Source organism: Streptomyces sp. NPDC020884 (assembly GCF_044333935.1).
GTDB lineage: Bacteria > Actinomycetota > Actinomycetes > Streptomycetales > Streptomycetaceae > Streptomyces.
In genome coordinates this window covers 370795-393064 of record NZ_JBIRRY010000006.1, presented here as the reverse complement: position 1 = coordinate 393064, position 22270 = coordinate 370795, and the positions used below count along the sequence as shown (strand labels likewise).

15 protein-coding genes are annotated in these 22270 nt (G+C 68.7%); 13 read left to right on the top strand and 2 right to left on the bottom strand.

Translation table 11 applies throughout. The features are described from left to right. The first annotated feature begins 383 nt into the window (after nucleotides 1–383). From ngcE to ACH4UK_RS21065, 9 genes are all read left to right on the top strand, one after another. Nucleotides 384–1829: an N-acetylglucosamine/diacetylchitobiose ABC transporter substrate-binding protein gene (ngcE, locus tag ACH4UK_RS21105; RefSeq protein WP_398358352.1), complete on the top strand. Its 1446-nt coding sequence runs from the start codon at nucleotides 384–386 to the stop codon at nucleotides 1827–1829. Nucleotides 1830–1878: 49 nt separating this feature from the next. After that, nucleotides 1879–2799 (top strand): carbohydrate ABC transporter permease, encoded by a 921-nt coding sequence (locus ACH4UK_RS21100; protein WP_398358350.1) that lies wholly within the window; start codon nucleotides 1879–1881, stop codon nucleotides 2797–2799. Then, complete coding sequence (locus ACH4UK_RS21095; RefSeq protein WP_398358348.1) at nucleotides 2799–3749, top strand: carbohydrate ABC transporter permease; 951 nt, start codon at nucleotides 2799–2801, stop codon at nucleotides 3747–3749. Before ACH4UK_RS21100 ends, ACH4UK_RS21095 begins: the two co-directional genes overlap by 1 nt. Before the next feature lie 224 nt (nucleotides 3750–3973). Further along, on the top strand, nucleotides 3974–5173 hold the full coding sequence (locus ACH4UK_RS21090; RefSeq protein WP_398358346.1) for an ROK family protein: 1200 nt from the start codon (nucleotides 3974–3976) through the stop codon (nucleotides 5171–5173). A 120-nt stretch (nucleotides 5174–5293) separates the two neighbouring features. After that, the gene (locus ACH4UK_RS21085) at nucleotides 5294–6406 is read left to right on the top strand and encodes a sugar ABC transporter substrate-binding protein (protein WP_398358345.1); all 1113 of its coding nucleotides are present in this window, start codon (nucleotides 5294–5296) and stop codon (nucleotides 6404–6406) included. 281 nt (nucleotides 6407–6687) lie between these two features. After that, nucleotides 6688–7476 (top strand): ATP-binding cassette domain-containing protein, encoded by a 789-nt coding sequence (locus ACH4UK_RS21080; protein ID WP_398358542.1) that lies wholly within the window; start codon nucleotides 6688–6690, stop codon nucleotides 7474–7476. Then, nucleotides 7473–8795 carry a sugar ABC transporter permease gene (locus tag ACH4UK_RS21075; protein WP_398358343.1) on the top strand — a complete coding sequence of 441 codons (1323 nt, stop codon included), beginning with the start codon at nucleotides 7473–7475 and terminating at the stop codon, nucleotides 8793–8795. The genes ACH4UK_RS21080 and ACH4UK_RS21075 overlap by 4 nt, the downstream gene beginning before the upstream one ends. Before the next feature lie 163 nt (nucleotides 8796–8958). After that, nucleotides 8959–10872, top strand: a complete 1914-nt coding sequence (gene dxs, locus ACH4UK_RS21070) for a 1-deoxy-D-xylulose-5-phosphate synthase (protein ID WP_398358341.1) — start codon at nucleotides 8959–8961, stop codon at nucleotides 10870–10872. Between the two features lie 190 nt (nucleotides 10873–11062). Further along, nucleotides 11063–12529 (top strand): amino acid permease, encoded by a 1467-nt coding sequence (locus ACH4UK_RS21065; protein WP_398358540.1) that lies wholly within the window; start codon nucleotides 11063–11065, stop codon nucleotides 12527–12529. Here the strand turns inward: ACH4UK_RS21065 and ACH4UK_RS21060 are convergent. Together ACH4UK_RS21060 and ACH4UK_RS21055 are read right to left on the bottom strand one after the other, a co-directional pair. After that, nucleotides 12526–12936, bottom strand: coding sequence for an NTP pyrophosphohydrolase (locus tag ACH4UK_RS21060; RefSeq protein WP_398358339.1), 411 nt, complete (start codon nucleotides 12934–12936; stop codon nucleotides 12526–12528). The genes ACH4UK_RS21065 and ACH4UK_RS21060 overlap by 4 nt on opposite strands. Nucleotides 12937–12975: 39 nt before the next feature. After that, nucleotides 12976–14055, bottom strand: a complete 1080-nt coding sequence (locus ACH4UK_RS21055; RefSeq protein WP_398358337.1) for an LCP family protein — start codon at nucleotides 14053–14055, stop codon at nucleotides 12976–12978. A gap of 293 nt (nucleotides 14056–14348) precedes the next feature. Here ACH4UK_RS21055 and ACH4UK_RS21050 point away from each other — a divergent pair, with 293 nt between their 5' ends. The 4 genes from ACH4UK_RS21050 to ACH4UK_RS21035 all read left to right on the top strand — a co-directional run bounded on the left by ACH4UK_RS21050 (nucleotide 14349) and on the right by ACH4UK_RS21035 (nucleotide 22269). Further along, nucleotides 14349–15431, top strand: coding sequence for a hypothetical protein (locus ACH4UK_RS21050; protein ID WP_398358335.1), 1083 nt, complete (start codon nucleotides 14349–14351; stop codon nucleotides 15429–15431). A gap of 358 nt (nucleotides 15432–15789) precedes the next feature. Beyond that, nucleotides 15790–19596: a CDP-glycerol glycerophosphotransferase family protein gene (locus ACH4UK_RS21045; protein WP_398358333.1), complete on the top strand. Its 3807-nt coding sequence runs from the start codon at nucleotides 15790–15792 to the stop codon at nucleotides 19594–19596. Then, entirely contained in the window at nucleotides 19589–21058 is a 1470-nt protein-coding gene (locus ACH4UK_RS21040) for a hypothetical protein (RefSeq protein WP_398358331.1), read from the top strand. Before ACH4UK_RS21045 ends, ACH4UK_RS21040 begins: the two co-directional genes overlap by 8 nt. Nucleotides 21059–21126: 68 nt before the next feature. Further along, nucleotides 21127–22269, top strand: coding sequence for a hypothetical protein (locus ACH4UK_RS21035; RefSeq protein ID WP_398358330.1), 1143 nt, complete (start codon nucleotides 21127–21129; stop codon nucleotides 22267–22269). Nucleotide 22270 lies beyond the last annotated feature (1 nt).

Below are 22270 nucleotides of genomic sequence, written 5' to 3'. Positions count from 1 at the left end.
GGCCGGAATGGGGAAATAGCCGCCGCGGGAAGAGGGCGCGAGGTGCCGAGGTGTCCGTGAGGTCTCAACTCGGGAAAGACTGCCGCCCAAACCTGCTTTCGATCTTGCTCAGTTGGCGACAAGTGGACTATACCTGTCGGCGTCTGCACAGCCGTTTCACACGGACGTGCGCGCGGGGGAAACGGGGACGGTTGCGGGACGCCAGGGGCGTCCTCGCTGTACGGTCATCCGAAATCCCCACAGCGCCGGCCTGTCCGGTACATCTGCATATCTGCACCACCCAAGCGCAACTGACCGCGGTGGCGGGGCCCTTCGCCTGAGGCGAATTTCCGACGGGGCGACCGGTACACCGCCTGAGTCCTGGAGAAGGCGAGGACTTGAGCATGGGATCCACCTCCGCCCACAACAATGAGGGCCTTGGCCGTCGCGATCTGATCAAGCGTTCTGCCGCACTCGGCCTGATCGCTGTTCCGACGATGAGCTTCCTGTCCGCCTGCGCGAGCGGCGACAGCGGCAGCGACGACAAGGTCGAAAAGGGCGAAAAGACCGAGAAGAACCCGCTGGCCGTCAACGGCAGCGCACCGCTGGAGATCGTCATCTTCGACGGCGGCTTCGGCACCAAGTACGCCGAGGACGCCAAGGCCGTCTACGAGAAGACCTATCCCGACGCGAAGGTCAAGTTCTCCGCGACGCAGAAGATCCAGTCGGTTCTCCAGCCGCGGTTCAACGGTGGCACCCCGCCGGACCTGATCGACAACTCCGGCGCCCAGCAGATGGACATGGGCGTCCTGGTCGGCAAGAAGCAGCTCACCGACCTGACCGCGCTGCTCGACGCCCCCTCGATCGACGACCCCGCCAAGAAGGTCCGCGACACCCTGCGGCCCGGCATCGTCGAGATGGGCCAGTTCGACGGCGACCCGGTCTGGATCATGTACTACGCGTACACGGTCTACGGTGTCTGGTACTCGCAGACCGCGCTGGAGAAGCTCGACGCCACGTACCCGGAGAACTGGGACGACATGCTCGCGCTCTGCGCGAAGGCGAAGAAGCAGGGCATCGCCGGCTGGACCTACCCCGGCAAGCACCCCTACTACCTCCCCTTCTCGCTGTACCCCTTCATCGCCAAGATCGGCGGTGTCGAGGTCCTCGACGCGATCGACAACCTGGAGCCGAAGGCCTGGGAGCACCCCGCGGTCAAGGCGGCCTTCGAGGCGTACTACGAGCTCTACGCCAAGGGCTACATCCTCAAGGGCACCCCCGGCCTGGACCACCGCGGTTCGCAGGGCGCGTGGGCCCGCGGCAAGGCGCTGTTCATCCCGAACGGCTCCTGGGTCGAGAACGAGGAAGCGGCGATCATCCCCAAGGACTTCAAGCTGTCCGTGGGCGCCCCTTCCAGCCTCGACTCCTCGGACAAGCTGCCCTTCGGCACCCTCTGGGCGTCCGGCGGCGAGCCGTTCATCGTCCCGAGCAAGGCGAAGAACCCGGCGGGCGGCATGGAGCAGCTGCGCATCATGCTCAGCGAGGACTCCTCCAAGTCCTTCACCACCAGCACCAAGTCGCTCTCCGCCTTCAACGGCGGCACGGACGGCATCGAGCTGTCCGACGGCCTGAAGTCCGGTGTCGCCGCGCTGGAGAAGGCCGGCACCAATGTGGTCAACCCGCGCCTGCAGGACTGGTACGTGAAGCTCCAGAAGGAGCAGATCGGCGTCGCCGCGCTCGGCGAGATGATGGCCGGACGGGCCAACCCGGCCGAGACCATCAAGAAGATCCAGGCCTTCGCCGACGCGACCGCCAAGGACCAGTCCATCAAGCACTTCAAGCACCAGTGACCACGCGTCACCAGCGGCGGGCAGCACGGGAAGGTCGGAGTCGGTAACGATGCAACACGGTAAATACCGGTTCATAATCGGGTTCTTGGTGGTTCCGATGGCGTTGTACGTCATCTTCGTCATCTGGCCCTTCATCCAGTCCATCTACTACTCGTTCACGGACTGGACGGGGCTGAGTCCCGACTTCAAGATGGTCGGGTTCGACAACTACACCAAGATGCTCGACGACGACGTCTTCTGGAAATCGCTTCAGCACAGTGTGCTGCTGGCTGTTCTGCTGCCGCTGGTGACGCTGGGCCTCGCGCTCTTCTTCGCCTTCATGCTCAACGTGGGCGGGCGGCGCCGCAAGGGCGCCGCCGTCACCGGCGTACGGGGCTCGGGCTTCTACAAGATCGCGTACTTCTTCCCGCAGGTGCTCTCGATCGCGATCGTGGCCATCCTGTTCCAGTTCGCCTTCGACCCGGCCCAGGGCATGATCAACGGCACCCTCAAGGCCGTGGGGATCAGCGACGTGCCGGACTGGCTGGGCGACCCGCAGCTGGCCCTGTGGTGCATCATGGCGGTCCTCGTCTGGTGCACGACCGGCTTCTTCGTGGTGCTGTTCTCCGCGGGCATGGCCTCCATCCCCAAGGACTTCTACGAGGCGGCCCTGCTGGACGGCGCCAGCCGCTTCACGACCTTCTTCCGGATCACGCTGCCCCTGCTGTGGGACACGGTCCAGTCCGGCTGGGTCTACATGGGCATCCTGGCGCTCGGCGCCGAGGGCTTCGCCATCGTCCACATCATGAGCGTCGGTCCCGGCGGGCCCGACTACTCGACCACCGTCCTGCCGCTGTACGTCTACCAGGCGGCGTTCCGTGACGGACAGGCGGGCTACGCGACCACGATCGGTGTCGCCCTGCTCATCGTGACCCTGGCGTTCGCCGCCATCGTCATGCGGGTGGGCCGGCGCGAGCGGCTGGAGTTCTGATGAAGACCACTGACACCCCTCCCTCCGGTCCCTCCGGGCCCCCCTCCGACGCCGGCGCGGTGAAGGTCCCGGCCCAGCGCACCGGCCCGGCGGGCGCGAGCCCGTCGGCCCCCGCGAAGAGCAGCGAGGGCTCGGTCCTCAACGTCTTCTCGCACGGGATGCTCGTCCTGTGGGCGATCATGGTCGTCCTGCCGCTGTTCTGGGCGGTGATGTCCTCGTTCAAGAGCGACTCGGACATCTTCAACACTCCGTGGTCGCTGCCCAGTTCGCTGAACTTCGACAGCTGGGGCCGGGCCTGGAGCCAGGCCCACATGAGCGAGTACTTCCTGAACACCATCCTGGTGGTGGGCGGGTCGCTCGTCGGCACCCTGGTCCTCGGGTCCATGGCCGCCTATGTGCTCGCCCGCTTCGAGTTCCCGGGCAACCGCTTCATTTACTTCTTGTTCGTCGGCGGCATGAGCTTCCCGATCATGCTGGCGCTGGTCCCGCTGTTCTACGTCATGGACAACATGGGGCTGCTGAACACGATCCACGGCCTGATCCTCGTGTACATCGCGTACTCGCTGCCGTTCACCGTGTTCTTCCTGACCTCGTTCTTCCGTACGCTGCCGACCTCGGTGGCGGAGGCGTCGATCATCGACGGGGCCTCCCACACCCGTACGTTCTTCCAGGTCATGCTGCCGATGGCCAAGCCCGGCCTGATCAGCGTCGGGATCTTCAACTTCCTGGGGCAGTGGAACCAGTACATGCTGCCGACGGTGCTGAACACCGACCCGGAGAAGCGGGTGCTGGCCCAGGGCCTGGTGGAGCTGGCCTCCAGCCAGGGCTACAAGGGCGACTACTCCGGCCTCTTCGCCGGCCTGGTGATCGCGATGCTGCCGGTGCTGGCCGCGTACATCATCTTCCAGCGCCAGGTCGTCTCCGGTCTGACGGCGGGCGCGCTCAAGTAGGTCACCTTTCGCATACGACACGGTGCCCCGGCAGAGGACTCCTCCGCCGGGGCACCGTGCCGTATGCGCGCGGGTGAGCCCCGGCCCGCTCAGGTCTTGACGGGAGGCACCCCCGAACGGTCAGCTTAGGGTTCACATGTTGGAGGAAGCCGGGGTCTCATCGCTGCGGCCCCGGCCGGGGCGGTCTTCCGGACCGCCCGCCAAGGGCAGGAGTGGATGAGTCGATGGAGACTCCCGGGTCGCAGACATCGCTGCACAGGGCCAATCTGGAGCGGGTCGTACGCGCCGTACGGATGGCAGGATCGCTCACCCAGGCGGAGATCGCCCGGAGCACCGGGCTCTCCGCAGCCACGGTCTCCAATATCGTCCGGGAGCTGAAGGACAGCGGGACGGTCGAGGTCACCCCCACCTCGGCGGGCGGCCGCCGGGCCCGCAGCGTCTCGCTCAGCGGCGACGCCGGCATCGTCATCGGCGTCGACTTCGGCCATACGCATCTGCGCGTCGCCGTCGGCAACCTCGCCCACCAGGTGCTGGCCGAGGAGTCCGAGCCGCTGGATGTCGACGCCTCGTCCGCAGAAGGCTTCGACCGGGCGGAAGTGCTGGTCAAGCGGCTGATCGAGGCCACCGGGATCGGCCCGGACAAGGTGATCGGCATCGGTCTGGGCGTGCCGGGCCCCATCGACGTCGAGTCCGGCACGCTGGGCTCCACCTCGATCCTGCCGGGCTGGACGGGCATCAACCCGAGCGAGGAGCTCTCCGGCCGCCTCGGCGTGCCCGTGTACGTCGACAACGACGCCAATCTGGGGGCGCTCGGCGAGCTGGTCTGGGGGAGCGGCAGGGGCGTCAAGGACCTCGCGTACATCAAGGTGGCCAGCGGCGTCGGCGCCGGCCTGGTGATCGACGGGACCATCTACCGGGGTCCGGGCGGCACGGCCGGCGAGATCGGGCACATCACGCTCGACGAGTCCGGCCCGGTCTGCCGCTGCGGCAACCGCGGCTGCCTGGAGACCTTCACCGCCGCCCGCTACGTCCTGCCGCTGCTCCAGCCCAGCCACGGGGCCGGGCTCACCATGGAGCGGGTGGTCCAGCTGGCCCGCGAGGGCGATCCGGGGTGCCGCCGGGTGATCGGCGACGTCGGCCGCCACATAGGCAGCGGGGTGGCCAACCTGTGCAATCTGCTCAATCCCAGCCGGGTGGTGCTCGGCGGCTCGCTGGCGGAGGCCGGGGAGCTGGTCCTGGGGCCCATACGGGACTCCGTGTCGCGTTACGCGATCCCCAGCGCCGCCCGGCAGCTCTCGGTGCTGCCCGGAGCGCTCGGCGGCCGTGCCGAGGTGCTGGGGGCGCTCGCTCTGGTGCTCAGCGAGATGGGGGATTCCACCCTCCTGGAGAGCACCCTCCCCGCGTCGACTCCTGCCTTCACTTAGATAACGAATGGCACCGTTGTCATCTCGTTAAGGATTTACTCCTTGACGCTGGCGCTGGGGCCGAGTTGACTTCCAGCCACCTCGGCCGCAACGTCGCGGCCTCGTCAGGGAGGTTCGAGAATGAACACGCGTATGCGTCGTGCCGCCGTTGCCGTTGCCGCCACCACGATGGCGATCTCGCTGGCCGCTTGCGGGAGTGCCAAGGAGTCCGGCGACAAGGCCGATCAGGGCTCGGAGAAGAAGGGCGACGACCTCAAGATAGGTCTGCTCCTCCCCGAGAACCAGACGGCCCGTTACGAGAAGTTCGACCGGCCGATCATCGAGAAGAAGATCAGCGAGCTCACCGGTGGCAAGGCCAAGGTCACCTACAACAACGCCAAGCAGGACGCGACCACTCAGGCGCAGCAGATCGACACCATGATCACCAACAAGGTCGACGCGCTCATCGTCGGCGCGGTGGACGCGAAGGCGATCGAGAACAGCATCAAGAAGGCCAAGGCCGAGGGCATCCCGGTCGTCGCCTTCGACCGCCTCGCCGAGGGCCCCATCGACGCCTACACCTCCTTCGACAACGAAGAGGTCGGCCGGGCGCAGGGCACCGCCCTGCTGGAGGCCCTGGGCGACAAGGCCGACGGCGGCACGATCGTCATGATGAACGGCGCCGTCACCGACCCGAACGCCGCGCTCTTCAAGAAGGGCGCCAAGTCCGTCCTCGACGGCAAGGTGAAGTACGGCAAGGAGTACGACACCAAGGAGTGGAAGCCGGAGAACGCCAACGCCAACATGGAAGCGGCGATCACCGCGCTCGGCAAGGACAAGATCGACGGCGTCTACTCCGCCAACGACGGCATGGCGGGCGGCATCATCACCGCCCTCAAGGCCGCCGGTCTGCCGAAGCTTCCCCCGGTCACCGGCCAGGACGCCGAGCTGGCGGGCGTGCAGCGCATCGTCTCCGGTGAGCAGTTCATGAGCGTCTACAAGTCCTACCCCGCGGAGGGCATCGTCGCCGCGGAGATGGCCGTCGCCCTCGCCAAGGGCGAGAAGCTCGACTCGATCGCCACCTCCAAGGTCGACAATGCCAGCCAGAAGGGCATCCCGACGGTGCTCGTCCCGGTCGTCTCGCTGACCAAGGACAACATCCAGGACACCGTGCTCAAGGACGGCATCTGGACGCTGGAAGAGATCTGCACGGCCAAGTACAAGGCCAACTGCGACACGATCGGTCTCAAGTAGGCCCCCGGGACCCGGCCCGCCCCCGAGCGGCCGGGTCCCGCCCGCCGCGACGCCCGCCCGCCGCACCGCGGCGAGGGCCGAGCGGCCCCACCACCCGCGCACGCGAGCGCCGTACTCCGGCCCGCACGCGCCACGAAGCCTGTCCGGCGCCCCGCACACCAACCGTCCCGCTACCGGGCGGGGCGCCGGACGGAACGCTCACCCCTCATCTGTTCTCTTTGCTCGACACCGCCGCCCCTTCCCCCGGGGACGGCATCCCCGCCGGTCAGGCGGCGAAGGAGATGGTTCATGTGTCCGCTACGCCCGTGTTGGCGTTGCGAGGGGTCTCCAAGCGATTCGGTGCCGTCCAGGTACTCACCGATGTAGAGCTTGAGGTCCACGCCGGCGAGGTGGTCGCCCTGGTGGGCGACAACGGCGCCGGTAAATCAACGCTGGTCAAGACGATCGCCGGAGTGCACCCCATCGATGACGGCGTCATCGAGTGGGAGGGCCGGGCCGTCCAGATCGACAAGCCGCACGACGCCCAGAACCTCGGCGTCGCGACCGTCTATCAGGACCTCGCGCTGTGCGACAACATCGATGTCGTCGGCAACCTCTACCTCGGCCGGGAGCTGCGCAGGTTCGGCATCCTGGACGAGGTCGAGATGGAGCGCCGCTCCCGCGAGCTGCTGTCCACGCTCTCCATCCGCATCCCGAGCGTCCGCATCCCGATCGCCTCGCTCTCCGGCGGCCAGCGCCAGACCGTGGCCATCGCCCGGTCGATGCTCGGCGAGCCCCGCCTCGTCATCCTCGACGAGCCGACCGCCGCCCTCGGCGTCGAGCAGACCGCCCAGGTCCTCGACCTCGTCGAGCGGCTGCGCGAGCGCGGGCACGCGGTCATCCTCATCAGCCACAACATGGCCGATGTGAAGGCCGTCGCCGACAAGGTCGCCGTGCTCCGGCTGGGCCGGAACAACGGTGTCTTCGATGTGAAGACCACCTCCCAGGAAGAGATCATCTCCGCCATCACGGGCGCCACGGAAAACGCCGTGACCCGACGTGCGGCGCGCAACGCGGAGGTTTCCAAGTGACCACCGACGAGACCACCAACCCGGTGGACAAGACCAGCACCTCGCTGGACAAGGCCGACGCGCCGCCGGTCGGCAACCCGGACGCGGCCGAGGGCGCCGCCACGGTCATCGACCCCCGCCTGCTCATCCGTGAGCAGGGCCTCACCGGCTACGTCACCGAGTTCAAGCGCAAGATCAGCGGCGGCGACCTGGGCTCGATCCCGGTGATCGTCGGCCTCGCGATCATCGCCATCGTCTTCCAGAGCATGAACTCCGAGTTCCTCTCCGCGAAGAACATCAGCGACATCGCCACCACGATGGTCGCCACCGGCATGATGGCCGTGGGCATCATCTTCGTCCTGCTGCTCGGCGAGATCGACCTCTCGGTCGGCTCCGTCTCCGGTGTCTCCGGCGCGCTCGTCGCGGTGCTCAGCGTCACCCAGGGCATGAACGAATGGCTGGCGATCCTCGTCGCCATCGTCAGCGGCGCGGTGATGGGCGCGGTCCACGGCTTCTTCTTCGCCCGGGTCGGCGCACCCGCCTTCGCCGTCACCCTGGCCGGCCTGCTGTTCTGGCTCGGCTTCATGCTCCAGCTGCTCGGCGACTCCGGCACGATCAACCTGGACGGCGACGGGGTGGTCGGCAAGCTGACCACGTACTACTTCACCGACGTCGCCGCTGCCTACGGGCTCGCCGCGATCGCGGTGATCGGCTACTTCGCCGCCGCCTTCCTGGACACCCGACGCCGCGAGCGGGCCGGCATCCCGGCCCGCCCGATCGCCGACATCGTCGTGCGCACCGCCGTCATCGCGGTGTTCGCCTTCGCCGCCGCGTACATGTTCAACCAGTACCGCGGCCTGCCGCTCGCCCTGGTCCTCTTCCTGATCGTTCTGGTCGGCACGGACTTCCTGCTCCGCCGCACGGCCTACGGGCGGAAGATCTTCGCGCTCGGCGGCAGCGTCGAGGCCTCCCGGCGCGCCGGTATCAACGTCACCGCGATCCGGATCTCCGTCTTCTCCATCGCGGGGACCTTCGCGGCGATCGGCGGCCTGTTCTGGGCCTCCAAGATCGCGGCGGCCAACCAGGGCTCCGGCACCGGCGACCTCCTGATGAACGTCATCGCGGCGGCCGTCATCGGTGGCACCAGCCTCTTCGGCGGCCGCGGCCGCACCTGGAACGCGCTGCTCGGTGTCATGGTGATCGTCTCGATTCAGTACGGCCTGTCCCTGGAGGGCATCGCCACGCCGATCCAGTACATGGTCACCGGCGCCGTGCTTCTCGCCACGGTCGTCATCGACTCCGTCACCCGGAGGACCCAGAAGACCGCGGGCCGCGCCTGACCGCGGATCCGCGCAGGTGCCCGGTGCCCCCAGGGGTGCCGGGCACCTGCGCGTGTCCGGCATTCCGTATTCGAACAACGCCGCCCGATGCCCGCCGTCGCGAACGGAACATTAGACTCATCGGATCGGCACGCTCGATCAGCTCAAACGCAAGGAGGCACGGGTGGACCTGCTGACCCGCATCAAGGGACCGCGCGACCTGGACCGGCTCAGCCTCGGTGAGCTGGAGCAGCTCGCGGAGGAGATCCGTACCTTCCTCGTGGACGCGGTGTCCAAGACCGGCGGACACCTCGGCCCCAACCTCGGCGTCGTCGAGCTGACCCTCGCCCTGCACCGGGTCTTCGAGTCTCCCCAGGACAAGGTCCTGTGGGACACCGGCCACCAGAGCTATGTCCACAAGCTGCTCACCGGCCGCCAGGACTTCTCCCGGCTCAAGAGCAAGGGCGGCCTCTCCGGCTACCCCGCCCGTGCCGAGTCCGAGCACGACATCATCGAGAACAGCCACGCCTCCACGGTCCTCGGCTGGGCCGACGGCCTGGCCAAGGCGAACGAGGTCCTCGCCAAGGACGACCACGTCGTCGCGGTCATCGGCGACGGCGCGCTCACCGGTGGTATGGCCTGGGAGGCGCTGAACAACATCGCCGCCGCCAAGGACCGCCCGCTCGTCATCGTCGTCAACGACAACGAGCGCTCCTACGCGCCGACCATCGGCGGCCTGGCCAACCACCTCGCCACGCTCCGTACGACCGACGGTTACGAGCGGTTCCTGGCCCGCGGCAAGGGCATCCTGGAGCGGACGCCCGTCGTCGGCCGCCCGCTGTACGAGACCCTGCACGGCGCCAAGAAGGGGCTCAAGGACTTCATCGCCCCGCAGGGCATGTTCGAGGACCTCGGCCTGAAGTACGTCGGCCCGATCGACGGCCATGACATCGAGGCCCTGGAATCCGCGCTCCAGCGCGCCAAACGCTTCGGCGGCCCGGTCATCGTGCACTGCCTCACCGAGAAGGGCCGCGGCTACACCCCGGCCCTCCAGGACGAGGCCGACCGCTTCCACGCGGTGGGCAAGATCCACCCGGACACCGGCCTGCCGATCTCCACCTCCGGCCTCGACTGGACCTCCGTCTTCGGCGAGGAGATGCTCAAGCTCGGCCAGGAGCGCGAGGACATCGTCGCGATCACCGCGGCCATGCTCCAGCCCGTCGGCCTCGGCAAGTTCGAGGAGGCCTTCCCGGACCGGATCTACGACGTCGGCATCGCCGAGCAGCACGGCGCGGTCTCCGCGGCCGGCCTCGCCACCGGCGGACTCCACCCGGTCTTCGCGGTCTACGCCACCTTCCTCAACCGCGCCTTCGACCAGGTCCTGATGGACGTCGCCCTGCACAAGTGCGGCGTCACCTTCGTCCTGGACCGGGCCGGCGTCACGGGCACGGACGGCGCCTCGCACAACGGCATGTGGGACATGTCGATCCTGCAGTGCGTTCCCACGCTCCGGATCGCCGCCCCGCGCGACGCCGACCAGGTCCGCGCCCAGTTGCGCGAGGCCGTCACCGTCGACGACGCGCCCACCGTGGTCCGCTTCTCCAAGGGCGCGGTCGGCCCCGCCGTCAAGGCGGTCGGCAAGGCCGGCGGCATGGACATCCTGCGCGAGCCGAAGGCCCCCCGCCCGGACGTCCTCGTCGTCTCCGTCGGCGCGCTCGCCCCGATGTGCCTGGAGATCGCCGACCTGCTGGACGCCCAGGGCATCTCCAGCACTGTCGTCGACCCCCGCTGGGTCAAGCCCGTCGACGAGGCGCTCGCCCCGCTCGCCGAGCGCCACCGCGTCGTCGTCACGGTCGAGGACAACAGCCGTGCCGGAGGCGTCGGCTCCGCCATCGCCCAGTCGCTGCGCGACGCCGGCGTCGACGTACCGCTGCGCGACTTCGGCATCCCGCCGGTCTTCCTCGACCACGCCTCGCGCGCCGAGGTCATGGCCGAGATCGGACTGACCGCCCCGGACATCGCCCGGCAGGTCACCGGCCTGGTGGCCAAGCTCGACGGCCGCTTCGAGAGCCGCGCCGTGGAGCCCGCCCGCGACTGATCCCCGTACCTCCATACGGCTCAACGGGCCGGGGGAACCGCCCCTGTACGGGTGGTTCTCCCGGCCCGTTCGCGTGAAACGGGCCGGATGGCGCGTTCCCGCGCCGACCCGATCCGAATCATGGCGTTCACAACCAATGCGTGGAGGTACGCAGGTGAGCGCGCAGGTCACACCACCCCGCGGAAACGGCATGTTCCGCACCAAGTCCGTCGAACAGTCGATCCGTGACACCGAGGAGCCGGAACACGGGCTCAAGAAGTCCCTCTCCGCCCTGGACCTGACGGTCTTCGGCGTCGGCGTCATCATCGGCACCGGCATCTTCGTCCTCACCGGCCAGGTCGCCAAGGAGACGGCGGGCCCCGCCACCGCCATCGCGTTCGCCGTGGCGGGCGTCGTGTGCGCGCTGGCCGCGCTCTGCTACGCCGAGTTCGCCTCCACCGTCCCGGTGGCCGGCTCCGCCTACACCTTCGCGTACGCCTCGCTGGGCGAGCTGGTGGCCTGGATCATCGGCTGGGACCTGGTGCTGGAGTTCGCGCTGGGCACCGCGGTGGTCGCGGTCGGCTGGTCCGGCTACGTCCGCTCACTGATGGACAACGTCGACTGGACGATGCCCGAGGTGCTCTCGGGTCCGGATGTGGCGGAAGGGTTCGGCTTCGACATCCTGGCCTTCGCCCTGGTGCTGGTGCTGACCGCCATCCTGGTCGTCGGCATGAAGCTGTCCGCCCGGGTCACCTCGGTCGTGGTGGCGATCAAGGTCGCGGTGGTCCTCATGGTGATCATCGCGGGCCTGTTCTTCATCAAGGCCGAGAACTACAAGCCCTTCATCCCGCCGGCCGAACAGCAGCCCGCCGGCTCGGGCTGGGACGCCCCCCTCGTCCAGCTGATGTTCGGCTACGAGCCCACGAACTTCGGTGTGATGGGCATCTTCACCGCCGCCTCCATCGTCTTCTTCGCCTTCATCGGCTTCGACGTGGTGGCCACCGCCGCCGAGGAGACCAAGATCCCGCAGCGCGACATGCCGCGTGGCATCCTCGGCTCGCTCATCATCTGCACGGTGCTCTACGTGGCGGTCTCGATCGTGGTCACCGGCATGCAGCACTACAGCGAACTCTCCGTCAGCGCCCCGCTCGCCGACGCCTTCAAGTCCACCGGGCACCCCTTCTACGCCGGGCTGATCAGCTTCGGCGCGGCGGTCGGCCTCACCACGGTCTGCATGATCCTGCTGCTCGGCCAGACCCGGGTCTTCTTCGCGATGAGCCGCGACGGACTGCTCCCGCGCTTCTTCTCCAAGACACACCCGCGCTTCCACACCCCCTACCGCCCGACGATCCTGCTCGGCGTGCTGATCGCGATCATCGCCGGGTTCACGAGCATCGAGGAACTGGCCACCCTGGTGAACATCGGCACGCTCTTCGCGTTCGTCGTCGTCGCCCTCGGCGTCCTGGTCCTGCGCCGCACCCAGCCGTCCCTGCCCCGCGCGTTCCGTACCCCGTGGGTGCCGCTGCTCCCGATCGTCTCGGTGGCCGCCTCGGTCTGGCTGATGCTCAACCTGCCGGTGGAGACCTGGGTGCGCTTCGGCGCCTGGATGGTCCTCGGCGTGATCATCTACTTCGTGTACGGGCGTTCCCACAGCCGGATGAGCAAGGAAGGGCGCTAGCGCTCCCCGTCCCGGCGCGGCGGCAGCGGCCGTACCGTGCGCGGCCCCACACACCGGGCCCCGTACGCCTCGACCCGCTGCCGCAGTCCGCGGTCGGCGGTGACGACGACGCACTCCCGGTCCGGGCAGGCCCCGGCCGCCAGTTCGGCGATCAGGTCGTCACCGCTGCCGGGGGCCGATTCGACCCGGACCCCGGCCACCGAGGCGATGCCCCGGGCGGCCCCTTCGACGACGAGTACCAGCTCGACGGGGCCGGGCAGCCCCGGCAGTCCGTCCCGCGCAGGGCGGACCAGCGAGTCCCGCAGCCGGGTCGCCGCCCCGCGCCGGTCCCGCCACCACCCGTCGGGCACGGAGCCGACCACGTTGGCGGCGTCCACGATCACCAGCACCGCTTCGTCGTCGTTCATCCCGGCAGGGTGTCACGCGGCACGCGGGACGACGGGTCGTCAGCCGCCGGTGGCGGGGGACTTCTTCGCTTCCTCGGGGATCGTGGCGTCCTCGCGGATCGCCTTCCACAGCTGGCCGGACTGCGGCTCGGACGCGATCACCCGGTTCGGGTCGATCTTGTCGTACGCCACCGGCAGCATGATCGTCTCCATCGAGGCCGGGTCGACGCCGTTCATCGAACGGGCGAACTCCGCCAGCGAGGTGAGCGAGGCGAGTCCCGAGTCGGTGGTGAGCGCCTTGGTGGCGGAGTTGGCGATCTTGTAGGAGCTCGCCGGGCTGCCCAGCAGGTCCTGCGACTTGACCTCGCTCAGCAGAGCCAGCAGGAACTGCTGCTGGAGCCCGATGCGGCCGAGGTCGCTGCCGTCGCCGATGCCGTGCCGGGTCCGGACGTACGCCAGGGACTCGGTGCCGTTCAGCTTCTGCGGGCCCGCGGCGAGGTGCAGCCCGGAGGCCTTGTCGTCGATGTCCTGCGGTACGTCGACGGTGACCCCGCCGATGGCGTCGACCAGGTCCTTGAACCCGGCGAAGTTGATCTCCAGGTAGTGGTCGACGCGGACGCCGGACATCTTCTCCACCGTCTTCACCACACAGGCCGGACCGGCCTGCGAGTAGACGGAGTTGAACATGACGCGCTCCTTGCCCGGCAGCGCCGAACCGTCGTCCTTGACGCACTCGGGCCGGGTCACCAGGGTGTCGCGCGGTATGGAGACGGCGACCGCCTTCGACCGGCCCTCGGGTATGTGCACCACCATCGCGGTGTCCGAGCGCGCCCCGCCGACGCTCCCGCCGCCGCCCAGTTCCTTGTTCTCCGCCCCGGCGCGCGAGTCCGAGCCGAGGACCAGCAGGTTCTGTCCGCTGGTGGGCAGCTTCTCGGGGCGGTCCTCGCCGAGCGCCTTGTTGATGTCGACGGCCTTGATGTTCCCGTCGAGCCGGCTGTAGAGCCAGTAGGCGGTGGAGCCGGCGGCGAGCAGCAGAACGAGGAGAACACCGAGCGTGATCTTGAGGCCGCGGCGGCGCTTGCGGGGTTTGGCGGCGCGTCGGGATGTGCGGGGGCCCGGAGGCATGACGTCGTTGCTCATCCTGTTTTCGAGTCCCTCGGTGTCGCGGCCCCATAGGGCTGTGGCGGGTGGACTCGGGTGGGGGGAGGAGCCGGTCCGACATTCGTGGTGCGGAGAACTATAGACAACTCATCGAGCATCCGTGCGAGTGCCGCTGCGCCACCGCACGGTCGCGCAGCCGTCATCGTGGCCTCGAACCGTAAGGGATCTTCATTTTCTGAGCCCCATCTGTTCGCTCGCTGTGAGGGTCTAGGATGAGCCAGATTCGAAAACACGTGCAATGGGTCGAACGTCTGGAAGGGTGACGCGGAACGATGCTCGGACGGACTGCCCGCCCGGCTGCCAGGGTTGCTCCCGCGGTCGACACGTTGCGGGGAATCTGGCTCGCCAGGGGCAGGGACGGCAGCCTCGCCGTCTACGCTCCGGCGGAGGGCGGACTCCGGCGCTGGACCGAGACGCGGCCGGGCGCGGAGGACTGGGGGCAGCCCGCCCTCGTCCCGATCGCCGGCCTCACCCATCTGTCCGTGACGCAGGACGCCAACGCGTACGTGCACTTCGTCGGCCGCCGCGAACGGCAGAAGGCCGACGGGCGGACCGTCGTCGATGTCGTGTACGCCATCCAGTACCAGACGGGCCGCCCGGTCTCCGAGTGGCGTTCGCTGGGAAATCCGCACAAGGACGCGGAGCGGGCCGGCCGGCTCGGTGAGCCCGTGGTCGTGGTGACCCCCTCGGGCATGGTCCACATCTTCGTCCGGAACGCGGACGGCGGACTGGCCCTGCGCCGTGAGCAGAGCGACGGCAAGTGGCGGCCCTGGGACGACCGTCGGGGCAGTGGCATCGCATCGACCCTCGCGGCCATCGCCCTCGCGTCGGGGCGCATCGAACTGTTCGCCACGACGGCGGACGGCATTCTCCACTGGTCCCAGCAGGCCGCGGGCGGGGCGCTGGGCGAAGGGCATCCGGCCCGCCTCGCGGCGGTGCCGGGCACGGTGGCGGTCCTGGAGACGGGGCCCGACCGGCCCACGTACTACTGGACCGACCCCGCCGGCCAAGGTGTGGTGGCCTACCGGGCCGGTGCCTGGCCGACGGTGCTGGGCGGGGTGCCGGGCGAGGGCCCGCACGCCGCGCTCCGCACCCTCCTCGACGGCTACGACTGCACGGTCCTGGCCCATCGCGGCGTGGACGGAAGCGCCGTGGTCGGGGTGGGCGTCACCGAGGACGAGGGAAACGGCGTCTGGTGGTCCGACACGGGTGTGCCGTGTCTCGCGCCGCCGGCCCTGGCCCTGGACGTCTTCGGCCGGGTCGTGATGGCGGTCGTCGACGGCGACGGCGTCCCACGCGTGGCCCGGCAGACGGATGATCCCGGTCTGACGCTCTCGGAGTGGCGAAGACTCTGACCCCGGTTCCGTCGAACGCGGGCCGGTAGACCCCCCATGGCGCTTCCGCGCGCGGAGAAACGCCGGTGGTATCAGATCGCCGAGCGCTCCGGAAGGTTGTGCGCCGCGCAGTATGGCGCATGTCACGTGGATGTGTCGAGCAGATCATCGAACTGTGTGCAGAATCTGCACATTGACATCTTTTAATGTTCACTTAAGATTTGCGTCTGACGCAACAGTTCGAGAGCCGAGCCGCAGGCGATCGACGGGGGTGTGCCCGACTTCGAGTCAACGGGGATTCGGTGGGGGCAAGGCGCGGTGGTCGGGAAGTCGAAGGAGCGCAGGTGGTCACCTCCTGCCTCGAACTGGAGTGTGAAGCATGGCCGCTGGGCCCCGTTTGAGTGTCATCGTTCCGTTTCAGGACGTTGAGACGTACCTCACGGAGTGCCTGGAGTCCATCGCGCGGCAGACCTTCCGCGACTTCGAAGTGATCATGGTGGACGACGGCTCCACCGACACCTCCACGGAGATCGCCCAGCGCTTCTGCGCCGCTGACCCGCGCTTCCGGCTGATCCGCCAGGAGTCGCACGGCCCGGGGCACGCCCGCAACACGGGGCTCCGTGCCATGCATTCCGACGGCGAGTTCCTGGTTTTCGCGGACGGCGACGACGTCGTCCCCGAATACGCCTACGAGTTGCTCGTCCGCACGCTGACCGAATCCGGATCGGATTTCGTCTCCGGCAATGTCCAGATGATGAACTCCACCAAGAAGTGGCAGTCGCCGCTCCACAAGGGCCCCATGCAGCGGGACCGCAAGGGCACGCACATCACGCGCTTCGAGGCCCTGATCTATGACCGCACCGTGTGGAACAAGGTGTTCCGCCGGTCTTTCTGGGACCACCACTTCATCGAGTTCCCCGAAGGCGTCCTGTACGAGGACTCCTGGGTGAACATGTTCGCGCACTTCCGGGCGGCCAAGGTCGACGTCATCACCGACATCGTCTATTTCTGGCGACGCCGTGACGGCGGTGCCGCCCCCTCCATCACCCAGCGCCACACCGAGGTGTCCAATCTGCGGGACCGTGTCGCGGCCGTGCAGTCGGTGAGCCGCTTCCTCGGGCAGCACCGCTCGCGCCAGTTCCGGGATCACAAGCGCAAGTACGACCTCGCCTGCCTCAAGTCCGACCTCATGCTGCACCTCAAGGTCCTCCCGGACGCGGAGGACGACTACCGCGACGCGTTCATGCACTGGGCCCAGGAGTTCCTCTCCGAAGCCGACTACGACATCATCGAAGAGCTCCCCGCCGACGCCCGGGTCAAGTGGCTGCTCGTCCACCAGGGCCGGCTCGGCGAACTCCTCGACGTCCTGGAGTTCGAGCGCAAGGGCGGACCGCTGCCGGTCCGCCGGCGGCTGCGCCGCTACCTCAACTACCCGCACCTGGAGAACCGGAAGACGGGCCTCTACAAGAGCGACTACCGGCTCGACAAGGAGCTGTCCCCCTACAGCTCGCTCTCCGAGGCGGCGTGGGACGGCGACTCCCTGGTCCTCAAGGGCTCTGCCTACATCCGGTTCATCAACGTGCACAAGCGGCACATGTCCACGAAGATGCTGGCGCTCCGCAACAAGAAGACCGGCAGCAAGCTCGTCAACCTGGCCAGGACCAGCTACTTCCCGCAGGCGACCGAGTACTCCAACCAGAATCGTTACTGCTACGACTGGGCCGGCTTCGAGAGCCGCTTCGACGTCACCCGGCTCCAGCGCAAGGGCCAGTGGGTCGAGGGGACCTGGGACGTCGCCGCCGGTGTGTTCAGCCGGGGCCTGTTCCGGTACAAGGGCATCGGCCGGGGCAGCGCCGGGACCGCCGCCAACCCGGCGTACCGCTATGTCGACAAGAACACCCGCATCCTCCCGCTCTTCATGCAGGGCAGCCTGAAGCTCCGGGTGGAGGTCGTCCGCTGCCGCATCACCCGGCACCGGGTGGTCGGGGAGCACCTGGAGATCGGCGGGGTCCTGCTCACCCCGGCCGTCCCCGAATGGGGCAAGTTCCGCGTCACCAGCATGAACGGCGCCGGCCGGCATGACTCCTGGATGTCGTTCCAGCCCGGCGGGGAGGGCTGGTGCACCTTCGCCACCCGCATCCCCCTCACCAGCCTCGTCCCCGGCTCCCGGGCGACCGGCGACACCGTCCCGCAGGCCTGGACGATGGGGAGCAACGGCTGGAAGGTCACCCTCCACGTGGAGGGCCGCAAGACGCCGCTCTACCCGGTGATGGCCCAGGAGGTCGACGACGGCCACTACCGCATGCCCGGGACCCTGCAGACCGAGGAGCGGGACCGCGAGGTCGTCGTCCACCGCAACGGCTCCGGCTATGTGGTGCTCTTCGAGCGCGCCGCCCTGCCGCTGCTCAGCGACGGCGAGTGGCTCGCGGACGGCTCGCTGGAACTCGTCTGCGACTACGCCGGATACGACCTGCTCCCGCCCGCGGAGCGGATCAGCGCCCACCTCGTCGTACGCTCGCGCGCCCACGGCGCCGAGCGGGCGGTGCCCATCCAGTGGGACGGGCGGCGGTTCCGCACGGTCCTGACCCCGGCCGCCATGCGCACCCTCGCCGGAGGCATCCCGCTCGCCGCCGGCCGCTGGGACTTCTTCCTGCGCCGCCAGGACCCGTCCGCGGTGGCCCCCGAGGACCGCTCCCCGGACCTCATGATCAAGATCGATCAGGGCATCATCCCGTCCATGCCCCAGAACCTGGAGGTGGGGGAGCGGCGCTACGAACTCCAGGCCGAGGCGTACGACCGGCTGTCGATGCTGGTGCACTCCGCCATGCCCGAGGACGCGCGGGGCCCCTACCGGCAGAAGCTGCTGCGGACCAAGGCCTACCCGCAGGCCCGCCGCGAGCCGGTCCGCCCCGCCGTGCTGTTCGACGCCTTCAAGGGCACGCAGTACTCCGACAGCCCCCGGGCGGTCCACGAGGAGATGGTCCGGCGCGGCGTCGACCTCGAACACCTCTGGGTCGTACGGGACGACCAGGTCGACGTACCGCCGACGGCGCGACCCGTGCGCATGTGGTCGCCCCAGTGGTACGAGGCCCTGGCGACCTCCCGTTACGTGGTCGCCAACAACCACCTCCCCGACTGGTTCGCCAAGCGCCCCGACCAGATCGTCGTGCAGACCTGGCACGGCACCCCGCTCAAGAAGATCGGCCACGACATCGAGTCGGTGCACTTCGCCGACCAGCGGTATCTGGAGCGGGTGGAGAAGGAGGTGCAGAACTGGGACATGCTCGTGTCGCCCAACAGCTTCTCCACCCCGATCCTCCAGCGGGCCTTCAAGTTCCCCGGCGAGATGGTCGAGTGCGGCTACCCGCGCAACGACATCCTGCGCCGCCCCGGTACGGAGCGCCGCGCCGCGGAGATCCGGCAGCGGATCGGCCTGCCCCCCGGCAAGCGCATCATCATGTACGCGCCCACCTGGCGCGACGACCAGTTCTACGCGCCGGGGAAGTACAAGTTCGACTTCCGGATCGACCTCGACGACGCCCGTGCCCGGCTGGGGGACGACCACGTCCTCATGGTCCGCCGCCACCCCAACGTCGTGGACCCGGTCCCCGGCGCGGGCGACGGCTTCGTCTTCGACGTGTCCGACTACCCGGACATGGCGGACCTGTCGCTGATCAGCGATGTGATGATCACGGACTACTCCTCCCTGATGTTCGACTTCGTGAACACCGGGCGGCCGATCCTGTTCTTCACCTACGACCTGGACCACTACCGGGACACCCTGCGCGGCTTCTACTTCGACTTCGAGCAGAGCGCCCCGGGCCCCCTGCTCTTCGCGTCGGCCGAACTGATCTCCGCCATCCGGAACATCGACCGGATCGAGGCGGAGTACACCGAGCGCTACCGCTGGTTCCAGCGCGAGTTCTGCGACCTGGACGACGGATACGCCGCCGCCCGGCTGACGGACCGCATCCTCGTGGCGGGCGGCGACCTCGACGCCGGGCAGGCGACCGCCCCGGCCGTGGGCACCGTGACCCCGCCGCCCCGCCCCGCCGCGCACCAGCCGCTCGCCGGCGCCGGCCGACGGGCGCAGGGGAACGCGGCTGCCGGCCCCGCCGCCCTGCGCCCGATGAGCACCCCGACCGCTGAACCGTTCCGGCACGAAGTGGATGTCGTCCATGTCTAACGCAGACCCGAACGCGCGCCGAGTGTTCAGCGGCGTCGAGGCCTCCGGGGCCCACCCCCTGGAGTACCGCTTCGCCCACGCCAAGAACGGCAACCGCCACCTGGTCGTCGTCTTCGCCAACCTCAACGCCCCCGGCGAATGGGGCTGGGCCAACGGCGTACTGGACAAGACCCGGGCCAACATCCTGTGGATCCGCGACCAGTTCGACGGGCAGAACAGCTACTACCTGTGCAAGGAGATGGACTTCACCCTGGAACAGTCCGTCATCGGCCTCATCTCACGGGTGATGAACTCCCTCGGGCTGACTCCCGATGAGTGCACCATGTTCGGCAGCTCCAAGGGCGGGACCGCCGCCCTGCACTTCGGTCTGAAGTACGGGTTCCGGAACATCGTGGCCAGCGTGCCCCAGTTCCGGATCGGCACCTTCGTCAGCGAGTCCATGCCGGGCGCCGCCCGTCTCATGATGGGGGAGGTGACCGAGGAGAAGATCCGGGTCCTCGACTCCGTCCTCGCCGACGTGGTGCGTACGAGCACCAACCGCGACGCCAACGTCTATCTGATCTCCTCGCCCCAGGACGAGCAGTACGGCCGGCACGTCGAACCGTTCCTCGGACTGTTCCGGGACTACGCGAACTTCAACTTCGTCTACAACGACTCGTCGCTGATCGCCGGCCACGGCAAGGTGACGCTGCGCAACCTGCCCACCATGATGGGGCTGCTGAACCTCCTGGTGGACGGCATCACCCCGCGCATCGGCGTGGTCACCAACGGCGGGGAGCAGCCGCAGCGCGACACCTCGGCGATCGACGCCTATCTCCAGGCCACCTCCCAGGTGCAGGCCCAGGCGTTCCCCAGCCCTGTCGTCACCCTGCCGGCGCAGCACGGGGAAGTCCCCGGCAACCAGGTGCGGTTCGCCGGCAGCGCGCCCGGCGCCGTACGGGTGAGCATGTGGGAGAACGGCAAGTACCTCGGATCGCCTCCGGTCCAGGCCGACGGCGGCTGGTCATGGGAGCCGGAGAAGACCTGGTCCCCGGGGCGGCACGTCATCCGCCTCTTCGCGGTGAACGCGCAGAAGTTCCACAGCGAGCGCACCGAGATCGTCTTCACCGCGCTGGAACCGGCGCTCGCCCCGGTGTCCCACGGCCCGGCCGCCCCCGTCGTCACGGCGCCGGTCCCGCACCAGCCGGTGCGGAGCCAGGGCATCCTGTTCACCGGGTACGGCGACGCGGGCGCCCAGGTCGTCTTCCGGATGGAGGGCTCGGTCCTGGGCACCGTCATGGTCGGGCCGGACGGCAGCTGGTTCTGGGAGCCCGGCTGGACCTGGCCCGAAGGGCCGCACACCCTGGACTGCTTCGCGGTGGACGGGACGGGAGCCCAGTCCCCGCCGTCCGCGATCGTCTTCACCGCCACGGGAGCCTTCGCCGCACCGGTGAACGCCTCCTACGCCGAACCGCGGCACTGACGCCGCCCAGAACCGCGGGGCGCGCGTCGGCCGGACGCGAACCCCTCCCCGATCGGAGTCCGCCACCCATGTCCGCAGCACCGTCCGGCCTGCACACCGGTATCGACACCTCCGACGCGTACCCCGTGCAGTACCGCTTCAGCCATGCGAAGAAGGGCAACCAGCACCTGGTGGTCGTCTTCGCCAACATCGCCGCGCCCGACGACTACGGCTGGTCCAACGGGATCTTCGACAAACTGCGCTGCAACGTCCTGTGGATCCGCGACCAGTTCGACGGGCAGAACAGCTACTACCTGTGCAAGGGGATGGACTTCACCCTGGAGCGGTCCGTCGTCACGCTGATCGCCAACGTGATGAACTCCCTGGGGCTCACCCCGGACCAGTGCACTCTGTGGGGCGGCTCCAAGGGCGGCAGCGCGGCGCTGTACTTCGGGCTCAAGTACGGCTTCCGCAACATCGTCTCGCTCGTTCCGCAGTTCCTGATCGGCACCTATCTGCACAAGCACCCCGGCATCGCCGCGTTCATGATGGGCCAGGTCACCGACGCGAACATCCACGTTCTCGACCGGGCCATCCCGGACCTCGTGATGTCCGGGGCGAACCGCGGGGCCAACATCTACCTGCTCTCCTCCCCGCAGGACGAGCAGTACCCGGTCCAGGTGGAGCCGTTCCTCCACCTGTTCAACGGCTACGAGAACTTCAACTTCGTCTTCAGCGACTCCCCGTTCATCACCGGCCACACCGAAGTCACCCGGCGCAACGTTCCGATGCTCATGGGGCTGGTGAACTTCCTGATCGACGGCATGGCCCCGCGCCTGGGGCACGTCGTGAACGGACGGGAGCACCCGGGGGCCGACCGGTCGGCCATCGACGGCTACCTCGAGGCCACCTCGCAGATCCGCGGTTCCTTCCCCGCACCCCTGGTGCACACGCCGGTGCCCGGACAGCGGATCCAGGGGGCGGTGGTGCCGTTCACCGGCTTCGCGCCGGGAGCGGTACGCGTCAGCCTCTGGGAGCGGGGGAAGTTCCTCGCCTCTCCCGACGTGGCCCCCGACGGAAGCTGGTCCTGGGAGGCCGGCCGGCCCTGGTCGCCCGGCGAGCACCTCGTGCGCGTCTTCGCGGTGGACGCCTCCGGCTTCGCCTCCCCGACCACCGACCTGGCCTTCCAGGTGGAGCACGCCCACGTCGCGCCCGCGGGGCCCCGCCACTGAC